The sequence below is a fragment of the Woronichinia naegeliana WA131 genome, assembly GCA_025370055.1.
GTDB classification, from domain to species: Bacteria; Cyanobacteriota; Cyanobacteriia; order Cyanobacteriales; family Microcystaceae; genus Woronichinia; species Woronichinia naegeliana.
Window position 1 is genome coordinate 7,740,221 of sequence record CP073041.1, and the last position, 12,195, is coordinate 7,752,415.

Annotated in this window: 9 protein-coding genes and 6 pseudogenes; 12 read left to right on the forward strand and 3 right to left on the reverse strand. The window is 39.0% G+C overall.

What is annotated here, in order from left to right; translation table 11 throughout:
• The first annotated feature begins 75 nt into the window (after positions 1-75).
• The 3 genes and pseudogenes from KA717_39455 to KA717_39465 all read left to right on the forward strand — a co-directional run bounded on the left by KA717_39455 (position 76) and on the right by KA717_39465 (position 2,011).
• Positions 76-1,020 carry a hypothetical protein gene (locus KA717_39455; protein UXE61359.1) on the forward strand — a complete coding sequence of 315 codons (945 nt, stop codon included), beginning with the start codon at positions 76-78 and terminating at the stop codon, positions 1,018-1,020.
• 211 nt (positions 1,021-1,231) lie between these two features.
• Positions 1,232-1,378: pseudogene (locus tag KA717_39460) on the forward strand (IS4 family transposase).
• 223 nt (positions 1,379-1,601) lie between these two features.
• Positions 1,602-2,011, forward strand: a pseudogene (locus tag KA717_39465) (ISKra4 family transposase).
• 16 nt (positions 2,012-2,027) lie between these two features.
• On the opposite strand, the pseudogene KA717_39470 reads toward KA717_39465, so the two are convergent.
• Both KA717_39470 and KA717_39475 read right to left on the reverse strand, forming a co-directional pair.
• A pseudogene (locus tag KA717_39470) lies at positions 2,028-3,068 on the reverse strand (ISAs1 family transposase).
• A gap of 97 nt (positions 3,069-3,165) precedes the next feature.
• A complete protein-coding gene (locus tag KA717_39475; GenBank protein ID UXE61360.1) occupies positions 3,166-4,122 on the reverse strand; it encodes a transposase in 957 nt (318 codons plus the stop codon).
• Positions 4,123-4,392: 270 nt separating this feature from the next.
• On the opposite strand from KA717_39475, the pseudogene KA717_39480 reads away from it, so the two are divergent.
• From KA717_39480 to KA717_39510, 7 genes and pseudogenes are all read left to right on the forward strand, one after another.
• Positions 4,393-5,049, forward strand: a pseudogene (locus KA717_39480) (ISKra4 family transposase).
• 42 nt (positions 5,050-5,091) lie between these two features.
• Positions 5,092-5,556 carry a hypothetical protein gene (locus KA717_39485; protein UXE61361.1) on the forward strand — a complete coding sequence of 155 codons (465 nt, stop codon included), beginning with the start codon at positions 5,092-5,094 and terminating at the stop codon, positions 5,554-5,556.
• Between the two features lie 112 nt (positions 5,557-5,668).
• A pseudogene (locus KA717_39490) lies at positions 5,669-6,786 on the forward strand (IS5 family transposase).
• 200 nt (positions 6,787-6,986) lie between these two features.
• On the forward strand, positions 6,987-7,181 hold the full coding sequence (locus tag KA717_39495; protein ID UXE61362.1) for a transposase: 195 nt from the start codon (positions 6,987-6,989) through the stop codon (positions 7,179-7,181).
• Between the two features lie 17 nt (positions 7,182-7,198).
• Positions 7,199-8,374 carry an IS4 family transposase gene (locus KA717_39500; GenBank protein ID UXE61363.1) on the forward strand — a complete coding sequence of 392 codons (1,176 nt, stop codon included), beginning with the start codon at positions 7,199-7,201 and terminating at the stop codon, positions 8,372-8,374.
• Between the two features lie 3 nt (positions 8,375-8,377).
• A pseudogene (locus KA717_39505) lies at positions 8,378-8,638 on the forward strand (transposase).
• 401 nt (positions 8,639-9,039) lie between these two features.
• Positions 9,040-10,002 carry a hypothetical protein gene (locus KA717_39510; protein ID UXE61364.1) on the forward strand — a complete coding sequence of 321 codons (963 nt, stop codon included), beginning with the start codon at positions 9,040-9,042 and terminating at the stop codon, positions 10,000-10,002.
• On the opposite strand, the gene KA717_39515 is transcribed toward KA717_39510, so the two are convergent.
• A complete protein-coding gene (locus KA717_39515; GenBank protein ID UXE61365.1) occupies positions 9,999-10,217 on the reverse strand; it encodes a hypothetical protein in 219 nt (72 codons plus the stop codon). The two genes, KA717_39510 and KA717_39515, sit on opposite strands and share 4 nt — an antisense overlap.
• A gap of 151 nt (positions 10,218-10,368) precedes the next feature.
• Between KA717_39515 and KA717_39520 the strand changes: the two genes are divergently transcribed.
• Together KA717_39520 and KA717_39525 are read left to right on the forward strand one after the other, a co-directional pair.
• Positions 10,369-11,694, forward strand: coding sequence for an IS4 family transposase (locus KA717_39520; GenBank protein UXE64925.1), 1,326 nt, complete (start codon positions 10,369-10,371; stop codon positions 11,692-11,694).
• 121 nt (positions 11,695-11,815) lie between these two features.
• Complete coding sequence (locus KA717_39525; GenBank protein UXE61366.1) at positions 11,816-12,160, forward strand: hypothetical protein; 345 nt, start codon at positions 11,816-11,818, stop codon at positions 12,158-12,160.
• Positions 12,161-12,195 lie beyond the last annotated feature (35 nt).

Here is a 12,195-nt window from a genome sequence, read left to right on the forward strand (position 1 = left end):
ACATCAGCCGTATTTTATACAAACGAGTATAATGGATTACAATTAGAAGCAAAATTTATCAAACGAGAGGTAACTTTGACAGAAATTCCCCGTTGCTCCCTCTGGATTTTGGTGGCACGAACAGATATTCCTTTTCTGATGCACACGATTCCTCATCTGGTGAGGATGAGCAATTTTCCTTTTGAGGAGCGAGTTTTAGCCGTAGACACTGCCCCCTTGACGGGAGAAAAAATCAACCGCCCAGGGATTGGCAGTATGGAGGATTTACGCCAACGTACAGCAGAACTTTTACAGGCAGGGGTAGTAAATCGAGTTGTTGATATTAATTACGACTCGGTTTATCATCAGCGAGTTTATCGCAAACATTTTGGTACTTTCCTGCCTTTTACTCATAATTATAAAGGCTATCCGATTCTAGGGTCAATTTTTACCATAGAAGACTGCAAAAGTGATTATATGTTACATTTTGACAGTGATATGCTGCTATATCAACAAGCGGGTTACTCCTGGATTGAGGAAGGGATGAAACTCATGGCAAATCATCCTGAATTGATGTCAATTCAACCTTTGCCGGGTTCATCGAAGGAGGATGGCACTATCTATCAAAGTGTTCCCTATATAAAAGATGGGGAGGGATTTTGTAAATTCAAATTTTTTGGTAGTCGTACCTATCTCATTAACCGTAAACGATTTGATGAATTATTACCCTTACCCATAGTTTTGCGCCCTTATCGCAATCAGTTGCTCAATCAGTTACCGATAAGTCTGAAAGCTTTCTATAGTAATTTAACTGGCAAGGGAGCTTTTGATTCGTGGGAAATTATGGTTTCTAGAAAGTTAGAGCAATCCCATTATTTTCGAGGAGCATTAAGCAATCCCAAGGCATGGACATTGCATCCAAAAGATCGTAGTATCGAGTTTATTCAGGCATTGCCTCAAATTATTGCCAGAATTGAAGTAGGAGATTTCCCCCCAGAACAAGCTGGTCATTATGATTTAATTTCGGAGCTATGGTATTAAATTAAGGTTCTGTTGACTGAATATCTAAGTACAGGATAAAAAGCTTGAAAAGTATACGAGAAAGGGGTTTCATGGAAGATGAACGTAATGCAAAAAAAACATGAACCAGTAAGTAGCTATGCAAAATGAATTACCCTTTAGATAAAGCTGAAAGCCTTGCTACACAAGGATCGCTACATATAAATAATTTTGTCTAAGCACTTATAACGCCTTGAAACAAGCTCTAAAAACCTATTTGGGATGGCATGGTGCCAGACTCTCCTTCCTAGCCGTGTTCTTACTCGCCCTCCTCAAAGTGAAAACGGTTAACCTTAAAGAATTGGCCCTGGGTTTTGAAGGTCGGGCATTGGTGGATTCTCATAAGTAATGAGACGAAATTATTTACACATGACTTTGATGTTATACAAGCTTTTCAGTCTGATTGGGAGCATCTCACTTATGCCATAAGTATTAATACTTATGGGGCAGAAAAATAAGACTTTGAACTTTATCGAACTTTATCAAAAAAAGAAATGAGAGTATAATAGTCGAGACCCACTTTCCAAAATCTATCCCAATTGAGGAACAATCTCATGTTATCAGTGTTATCAGAAAATGAAAAAAGGATTCAAGAGTTATGTCAAGAGTTGGGAGAATGTCTCTATCAACAATCTCAAGTTAAAACATTTAATAATTTGGGCGAAATAGAGGAGACTGTCAGAGACTTAATGATTCAGTATGTCAACCCAGAAATAGGTATTTTTTTGTCAAAACAAGTACCGAGGAAACCACCGGTCGGATACGAACAGTAAAAAGTATTTTGGGGGAATTGCCCATTACAGAAAAACAAGCGAAGAAATTAGAACTAAAGCCTCGAACTCAGATGAGTCCAATGTTAGAGAAGAACTGTTTGCTACTGAGTGGCGATGAGTCTTATAAAAAAGCAGCTAAGAAAATCCAATCATTGACGGGAATTGCTGTTTCTCACAGTACGCAACAACGCCTTGTACATCCAGGGCAAACGCATCTTATCCGAGTAAAACCTTAAGGAGATAGTCCTCGTCCCAACCAGCGCGTAGCCGTTTATTCTTGATACCAAGTTTCAGAGTATTTTCCTTTGTGAGCAAGTTAAGAGCGATATGGCGTAAGACGGCTAAATTCTCAGGAGCAAAATCCTTACGAATGCGACAAGCATCCTCGTTGAAGGCCAAGTCTAGAACCCAATGTAAAGAGTTTTCTATCAACCAATGACTACGAACAGATTGGGATAATTTTTGAGCATTACTCGGCAGGCTACTGATATAGTAGCGAGTCTCATACTCTGTTTTGTCTTTCAATCGTCTCTCCGCTTTAATCATACAGATGCTCGTCAACTTTGCCCATTTCTCCGCACCCAGCAAAAATTCTGTTTGTTCCATCGTCCAGCAACGGCGAATTTCAATCCGTCCATGTCCCTTGTCTATTGTTTGATGAAAATCATGCTTAATTCCCACAAAATTAACCGATTGAGCATGAGCAAATAATTGTTCAACATCCTCACATAAATTACCTTGATTGCCTTTCAATGCCAAAACATAATCTCCCCCTCGCCCTACTATCTGTTGGGCAATCTTTGTCTGAGTTCCCATGGCATCAATCGTTACGATACAACCTTTGACCTCTAGCATTTTCAGGAGTTTAGGAATCGCCGTGATTTCATTCGATTTGCTTTCCACCTTGCACTGTCCTAGTACTAGACGATTTGCTGTTGCCCATGCACTTACCATCTGAATTGCGCCCTTTCCGTTGGCATTGTCATAGGAGTGGCGAAGGGTTTTGCCGTCAATCGCTATCACTTCTCCTTCACTTACCTCCGCTATACTTTTGACCCAATGCAGAAAACAGTCTTGAAATTGCTCTGGATTCAGACTAGCAAATACACGCGCAAACGTATCGTCGGAGGGGATGCCATTCGGCAATTCCAAAATTTTTTTTAGCCATTGATGTTTAGCCTTGCCGAAACTTTCCATGGCTACCCAACCTTCTGCTCCACAAATGACGGCTAAGATGGCAATCGTTAGAATATCAATAGACATCTCCAAAAACTGGAAAGCCTAGTCTAGCAAGCAGTGTAGCTAAATCTAGACTCAGTAGACTTCTTGGTACATAGACGAGTTTACAGGGCTTTCAGACCTCCAAATTCAATTCTGGCAAAAAACAATGACTCATCTTTACCTCAATTACCTGCCCTGATTCGCTACATTTTATAATGCTTAATATCAGCGCATTTATCCTTAGTCTCACCAATCCACATACTGTTGAGATTAATGACTTATATCTTCCCTTTCTTAGTCTAAATTTTTCTTGCATCACTTTGAATACTTTGAGCAATCGAATCATATGTTCAACCACTACTCGTCGAGACGATAACCAACTATTTCTTTCTTTTTCTTCTTTGCTTAATTCTCGCCCCTTTGGTTTCTTTTTTGGTGTTGTTAATTGGAATTCTCCCTCGTAGGCTTTATCACCTAGAAAGCCTTGTTCTTGATGGAATTTAGCCAATCTTTGACGTAATATTTGTACATCGCTCTTTGAACCTATTTCTCCTATCACAACATCCACAATCTCCTTGATTTTTGGGCAAATGATTATTTGGCTTTTTGAGGTATGCCTTTTTTGTTTACCTGAGTAGTATGGTTTTTGTGCCTCCTGCCCTAAAGGTCTTTCTACTGGTTGTTCTGTCGCATCCACTATTAGTTCATGTTGGATTAGCTCCTCTTTAACTTTTTCTATTTCTTCTGGCAACTTTTTTAGTTGTTCAAATAGACTTGCTGGTAAATTTTCTCCGAATAGTGACTGCCAATAATTGAATATATTATGGGCAGACGATTCACTTATTTCAAACATTATTCCTAGTAGCTGAAAGGTCGGATAATGCCTTAAGTAAACTAGCATTAAAACTATTTGCTCCTCCTCTGATAATTTCGGTTTATTTCCACCACCTGCTTTAATCAGTGTGGTTTTGCTTTCTTCAAATTCTTTTTTAAGTAATTTGCCATAGGTTATAAGCTCTAATAATTTTGGGTACTCTATTCCTAACAACCTCTTTGTTTCTTGAGGCTGTTTTTGAATATAAGCCCACATATAGATGTATTCAGGCATAGTTACTCCTGTCTAAATTTCTATGATTATAGCATATTTGTCGATTTTATAGTATTATGGAGATGTCTAATGAGTTTATGCCGTTTTGTTCGTTCGATGCGAGGGTCATCTATTTCGGCAAAGTGTTCTACCAGTCTATATTTGGGTCGGAGTTTCATCGCTTTTGTTTTCTATGCACTTTCCCTTATTTTCCCTTATCCATCCCTCTATAATGTTCTTGTATCTGTATCATTTTTAGATGCGTTCGCCCTGCTTGTACATCGCTATCATTTTGAAGAATTACCCTCTAACACAGAAGTCGAAGAAATTAGCATAGATGGTGGGAAGGTACGACTCAGAACTCCCAAGGGAGAACCCTTAATTTGGCGTGATTATAAAGGAGTCAGTTTTCATCAATTGGGGGTAGCTGCCTTTTTTCAAGATAACTCGGCTTTATTAGATTTGGTTAATTCTCAAATTTTGGCTAAGCCTTTAATTTGTTTGGGAGATGGACATGATGGTATCTGGAACTTATTTCGTGAGATAGGACAGAAACATGAGCGAATTGAAATTTTGGACTGGTATCACTTAATTGAAAACCTCTATAAAGTTGGGGGGTCATTCCAGCGAATTGAGGAGGTCAAGTCTTTTCTTTGGACGGGTGAAGTGGATGCCGCTATCTCCTGTTTTGAGGGATGGTCAGAGCCTCAAGCTGAGAATTTTATCATTTATTTAAACAAGCATAAACATCGGATTGTCAATTATGGTTATTTGCAGGCAGAGGGCATTTCTATTGGCTCTGGCTCTGTCGAATCTCAAGTTAAACAAATTGGTCATCGTCTTAAAATTACTGGTGCGAGTTGGAATTCTGACAATGTACCACAAGTCCTTCGTCATCGCTGTTCCTATTTAAATGATTACCTTTTTTGACTCTTTCATTTACCTCGTTAAGTATTTCTACTTATTGCAAAGGTGAGATGCTCCCCAAAAGCTCAAGCTATTCGTAGCATAATCACAACTAAATACTTTAAAGAGGGCGGGCTTGATATCCCCCTTGAAGCAGCTAAGGGTATTCGCATTATTGGGCCCTCTAATAAGGAAGATCTTTGGGATCCAGTTTCGTTTGCGTTAGGAGACTACAAAAACTCCATTGTTCGTCCGGTGCTTAGTTGGTTAAATAGTATAAATTGGCAGGCTATCTTTGGCTGGTTTGTGGGGGGAGTGCAATTCCTGTTCACGTTTAACTGGCAAACGTCTGATGAGGAATTTGAGCAGGCGATCGCGGCGGCGGAGCTTTCCTGGTATGGACAACTAGGTGAAACATTAGGAGTTGCGGCGGGGTGGTTTCTTTGCGGAGTAGTGCCTAGCTTGCTCATTGGGACGGTCAATGAGGCGATGATGCTCCATGTCTTACAAGATGTAAGTGGGGCTTGCTGAAAAAAGCTGAAACCTTTACGGAGAAAAATAGTAGGCGAATTAAGAACCGCTAGAATGCACGAAAATAGGGTAGAATGCCTCAAAACCATTGCATTAAGAAGAGAGAAAGCAGATGTACCGAAAACAACAGTACTCAATTGAAACACCAGAAAACTTGAAAAATCTGTTCGGCGGGCAGTTAGACGAAGAAAATCGTTGGATAGAAATGTCAAAAATGATTCTTTGGGAAGAATATGAGGAAGAATATGCAAAAAACTTCACAGAAAAAAAAGGAGCCCCAGCCAAATCATTTAGAATGGCATTAGGAGCATTAATTATCAAAGAAATTTCAGGAAAAAGTGACAGAGAAACAGTAGAACAAATAAAAGAGAACCCTTATTTACAGTACTTTATAGGAATGGAAAGCTATAGTAGCAAAGAAGCATTTAATGCGTCAATGATGGTTCATTTTCGTAAAAAAATAGGAATGGAATTAATAAATAAAATTAATAAAGAAATAGAAAAAAAGCGACGGGTGTAGCGTCAGAAAAAAAAGAAAATGAAGGAAAGTTATTGTTAGATGCGACTTGTACACCAGCAGATATAAAATATCCAACGGATATAGGAATATTGAATGATGCCAGAGAAAAAACAGAAAAAATAATAGATAAGCTGTATGAAGAAATAAAAGAGAAAAGGAAAGAAAAGCCGAGGACTTATAGGGAAGTGGCAAGAAAAGAGTACTTAGCCATAGAAAAAAAACGTCGTGTGTCAAAAAAAGAAAGAAGAAAAGGAACAAAAAAACAACTAGGATATATAAAAAGAAACTTGTCTGATATAGAAAAAATGATAGAAGAGGGAGCAAAGTTAGAAAAACTAACGAAAAAAGAGCAAGAAGAGCTTGTAACGATAGGAAAAGTGTATGAGCAACAGTTAGAAATGTATGAAAAAAAGACAAATAAAGTAGAAAACAGAATTGTGAGTGTAAGCCAACCTCACGTGCGTCCAATAGTGCGTGGAAAAGCGGGAAAAGCAGTAGAGTTTGGAGCTAAAATATCGGCAAGTAATGTGAATGGCTTTGTCTTCTTAGACAAATTAAGTTGGGATAATTACAACGAATCGGGAGATTTACAAGCGCGAATAGAAGAATATAAAAGGGAAACAGGATGTTATCCGGAATCGGTTCATGTGGATAAAATCTATCGAACAAAAGCGAATCGAGCTTATTGTAAAGAAAGGGATATAAGAATCTGACTTTTCCCGTTAAGTCCAAAATCCAGCAATGCAAACTTCTAGAGGCTTTATCTGGCAAGGGTTTGAGTAATGATTCTCTTGACAGGAAAAAAATATTCTGAAGCCATCATCCCGCTTATCGTTCAAATTTCAAAAACAAAGGATGAAGGGAGTATGAGACTGTAAAATGGAGAAAATCTTAAAGGGCAGGTCAAAAAATGTTGGAATGGTGGACAAAAAACTTTGCCAGTTGTGAATTGGGAGACGAGAGGCTAAACAATCGTGCCTTCTCGATTGGGAAAAAGTTAAGTGAGGGGTTTGGAAAAGCCTTATCAGAAGTGTTTAAGGGAGGAAACGAGTTAAAGAGGGCCTATGAATTTTTGGGAATCCGAAAACAGACTTTGTCAAGATAATAGAGCCGCACTGTGAAATGACAACTGCCGCCGTAGAAGAATATAAGATAATGCTATCAGTCGGAGATACGACCTTCTTAGATTATCGCAATATCAAGGAAAAAAGGGAAGGGTATGGGCCGACTGGAAAAGGAGGGAATGGATTAATACTGCATAGTGCTTTAGCAATTGAGCCAGAAAAAGGACAAGTATTAGGTTTATTATGGCAAAAACTGTGGAATAGGGAGGTAAAAGAAAAGCCCCCAACAGATGAAACGGCGAAGCAGAAAAAAGAAAGACAGAAAGAACAAAGAAAAGCAGCTCGTCAAAGACCATTTGAGGAAAAAGAATCCTACAAATGGGTAGAGGCTCTAAACACCTGTGAGAAACAGGTAGAAAGTTCAACGAGGGTAATTCATGTATTTGACAGAGAAGGAGATGTTTCAGAAGTCTTTGACTCAGTGCGTCAACTCAAGCATACAGGAGTGCTGGTCAGAGCGTCTCATAATCGTAGTTTAGACAAAAATAGTGAACGACTTTGGCAACATTTGGAATCAGAACCGATTCGTTTTCATCAAGAAATCGAGATTCCGAGTACAGGAAAAAGAAAAGCACGGAAGGTTAAGCTTGCCGTCCGATTTTGCTCAGTTAATCTACGAACTCCCTATCGTTTTGATAATCGTGACCCGTTGAATGTCTATGCTGTTTATGCGACAGAAATCGATTGTCCCGAAGGCGAAACTCCTTTATCTTGGATGCTTCTGACTACAGAAGTTGTTGAGACTATTGAGATGGCTGTCACTATTCTTCGTTGGTACACCTACCGATGGCGGGTTGAAGAATTTCATAAAGTCCTTAAGTCTGGTTGTCAGAGTGAGCGTTATCGACTTGCCTCTGATGGAATGAAAACTCTTTTGGGTTTTTTAAGTGTCATTGCTGTTGAACTTTTACACGTTACTTATCTTCATCGTACCCAGCCCGATGCTCTCGCGATTGAAATTCTTAATCCTCTTCAACTTCAGGTGTTAAAAGCAGCCGCCTCTCAAAAACTTCCCCCTATTTTGACTGTTGCTTGGGCTGTCGAGTCTGTTGCTTTTCTTGGTGGTTATCTTGAACATCGTCGTAAAACTCCTCTCGGTATCCAAGTCCTTTGGCGCGGTTGGTTGAAGTTGCATGACCTTTGCCAAGGCTGGCAGCTTGCAATCCGCACTTAACGGGAAAAGTCAGATATAAGAATGAGTGGTCCCCGATTGGGAAGACCGCCGAAAGAGGTGAGCAAAGAAAAAAAGAAAGAGGCACGCTCAGATGAAAGAGTGCGTAATGCCATTGAGGGTAAATTCGGACAGGGAAAGAGGAAATTTAGTCTTGGTCGAGTGATGGCCAAACTACCTGAGACCTCGGAAACGGTAATTGCGATGAACTTTTTGGTAATGAATCTTTCTACTCTACTTCAGAAGACAAAAAGTAAAAAGTTGTAGAGTCGTTTTTCTTGTGAAAAATGGTGTTAATTTTCCTCTCTTTTGTGAGGAGTGATTTGTGTTGACCTTTTTAGACAGAAAGGAACAATAGATTAAACAAAATCTATATTTTGATTTGTTTCTATAAGGATAAGTTATCTATGCTTTTTCAGTCCATACTTCCCTAACCCACATTTCTTTCGTTTTTTGACTTTTTCAGCAAGCCCTAAGTGAGGAAGCTTTTGACGAGATCACAGGAGAATTAAGCGCACTATTGCAGATGGGAGCCAGGCAACAAATGAACAAAGCGGCGGCTCATTTATTTATGGGAATAAGAGCTTTAATTAAAAGGGCTGCTAATGGCGATGCTGACACCTTGTTAGGGAGGGGCTATTGATTTAGTTTTTAAGGCTTTTCCCAATGTGAGAGAAGCAGCCAAGACTTGGGGGAATAAGGGGAATAAGCCTTGGACAATTGCCGGAGCTATTCAAGATAGTATAGAATCGTTACCTGAGGGGAATTTAAAGGAATTTGTAGAAGAATTTGTAGATGCTTTAGGAGAATCTTGTATTAATGCTGGTTATGTAGTCGCTGGCGGTGTTGATAACTTTATAATGGAACAAAAACTAGCAAAAAGGCAGCAATTAGGACAAGAAAGGGTAGTAGAAGTTTTGTTAAATAGAAACGATCCAAGCTCTAAAATTATTGTCGCGGGTCCAGAGGAATTTATTAAGCAAAGTCTGATTACACAGAAAAATAATTATCAAATGCTAAAAGAAAAAGACTTGGGTTTACTAGTGGGCGGTGAACCCATTGCTAACACCATTACGACTCCTGGTTTGCCCTACATGAAGTTTATCTTCTCAAGTGACAAGAATAAAAAGAAAGACCCAACATATATCAATATCTATAACATTGACCGCACAAAAGTAGATAATTGGAACACGCTTAAAATGGCAGTCGGGGGCGAAAATGGCTATTATTGGGGGCCTTATTTGGTAGAGGCAATTTTACCAGACAATAATCCTATAAGATGTTATGCCCGAACTGAGGATGAAGGCATAGATTTAATTGAAGGCTTACTGCAATTTTCCAAGGCTGAACAGGATTATGAGAAAAATATTTGGAACTCTAAACACGAAATTAAAAAAGGAAGTCGAAAAAAATATGATAAAAAAAGCTACAAAACCCCTAGACAAGCTTTTCCTTGGGAAGTTGTGATTGTCAACCAAATGGCGATCTTAAATGAAGAGAACGGCATTGCAACTCGATCAGGGATTTATACAAGCAATGAAGCTAAGATTCCCCTTTACCGTGAAACAAAACCAGATAACTTTGAGAAGACCATACAGGAACTATTTACAACCCCAGGGCCAAACGGCTAATAATACTGGGGATATTTTAATAGATACTCCCTCAAGTCGTTGAGTTGATCCAGAACATCGTCTTTAGAAATATTTAACTGTTTAGATAATCGTCGCACTAGATTAGCGTTAGGCGCGTACTGGAAGGTTTTACCTAATCGCCACTTTTTTCTAGCCAGTCGCTTGCGTGTTTTTCCTTGCAGTAGGTTGTAGAGAGTGGACTGCTTTTGATTCATTTCAGTACGCACTTAATTTCTGGGCGTACGCCCATTCATTGGTGTCAACTTAAGCCAAAATGCCTACTCACAAAAGATTAGCCTAAAAGCAGGCGGAAGTAAGAGTAGGCTGAAAAAAAGGTTAGTATATAAAAAAGTGAGCAAAAAACAAATGGCAAGACAACATCCTCGGAGAAAAGGAAACCCAGACTTACGTCGTAAGATAAATCAGCCAGGGGTAGAAATCCCTGAAATAACAAAAGAGTTGTTTGAATTACTAGAACCCACAATGTTTACACCATTAAAATATTTACAGGGAACTCATGAGAAAATGATGAGAGATAGGGTATTAAATTTACCAGTAATGGTGGCATTAGTGTTAAGTATAGTGTATCGTCAAATAGCGGGTATAAGTGAAGCGGTAAGACTGTTAGAGGAAGAGGGATTGCTATGGGTAGCATCATTAAAAGTAAGCAAACAGGCAGTATCAAAAAGAATGATGAATGTGCCAGCCGAAATATTTGCAATATTACTAAAAGGAGTGTTAGAAAAAGCAGCCGAAAAAGGGAAGAAGCTCCAAGTAGGAGAAAAATGGGAAAAAATAAGAGAAAAGTTTAGTGCAGTGTGGATAGCAGATGGCTCAACGCTAGAGCAGATAAGGAAAAATATGAAAATAAGTAAAGAAGAAAAGAGTAAATTGGGGGGTAAAATAATGATGGTAGTGGAAGCCTTTACCCAAAGACCCGTTACTTTATGGTACACAGAAAATGATAAATCAAATGATAAAATATGGTGTGAAGAATTGGCAGCTAAATTACCAGAAAATGGTTTAATTCTCGTAGATATGGGATTTTTTAGCTTTGTGTGGTTTGATTTGTTAACAGAAGCTAAAAAGTTTTTTCTAACCAGATTTAGAGCGGGTACATCTTACAAAACCAAACAAGTATTGTCTCAAGGTAGTCATTACAGAGATGAGATTATCATTATGGGAAATTACCGTTCTAATCCTTGCAAGCATCCGGTGAGATTAGTCTCAGTATTATGGGGAACAATCTGGTATCAGTATTTAACAAATGTGTTGTCTCCCGAACAACTGTCCGCCGAAGAGGTCTGTGATTTATATCGAAGACGATGGACAATCGAAGAAGCCTTTTTATTAACGAAAAGACTTTTAGGACTAGCCTATTTATGGGTAGGTAATAAGAATGGTGTCCAAATCCAGATTATTTGCACTTTGATTTTCTATACGGTCTTAAATCAATTGGTAGGGGAAGTGGCGATTGCTCTAAATCAACCGAAAGAAAAAATCTCAGTAGAGATGGTGTTTCGGAGTCTATACTATGTAGCGAAGGCTATTGCTAGAGGAGAAAAGCCTGATACAGTAACCTATCTGGCTGAACGTGCTAAGTTATTTGGTTTGGTCAAAGCTGAGAGAAAGCGACATCGAGAAAAGGCCGCTCTCAATCAACAAATTTGGGAACCCATTCCTTTAAGTTGACACGGATGACGCCCATTATACCCCTAATAGTGTTCTAGTGGTTGCTTTTTGGGGGTTGCAAGTGTCATGATTTTTAGAAGAATCACAGACTAATCAAGTTCTTCTTAAGGAGATTTTTATCATGGCTAAAATTACGAATTTAACCTTTGAACAGCTTAATGATGAATCAGCAACCCCCGTCTTTGCTTACGCCTCTGGTAATGTAACTGTCAGCTTAACCGCATTAACAGGAGAAACCTATACCGGATTAACTGACCCCAAGGTTGTTAAAGCCGTTTGGAATTTAATGGAACTTGGGGAAAAAGCTCAAACCACCGTTAATTTAACGGCTGCTGATGGCGACGAATTAGCAGCCTTTAGTGCACAAGGAATGGGGACTTTTGACCCTGCGACCTATCAACTCCCATTATCTCGCTCCCTTCGTGCTCAAATCGAAGCTGATCCAACAAATCTTCAAGGTCAATAACCCACCTTCGTCTTTTTTTGACATCAAATCTAATA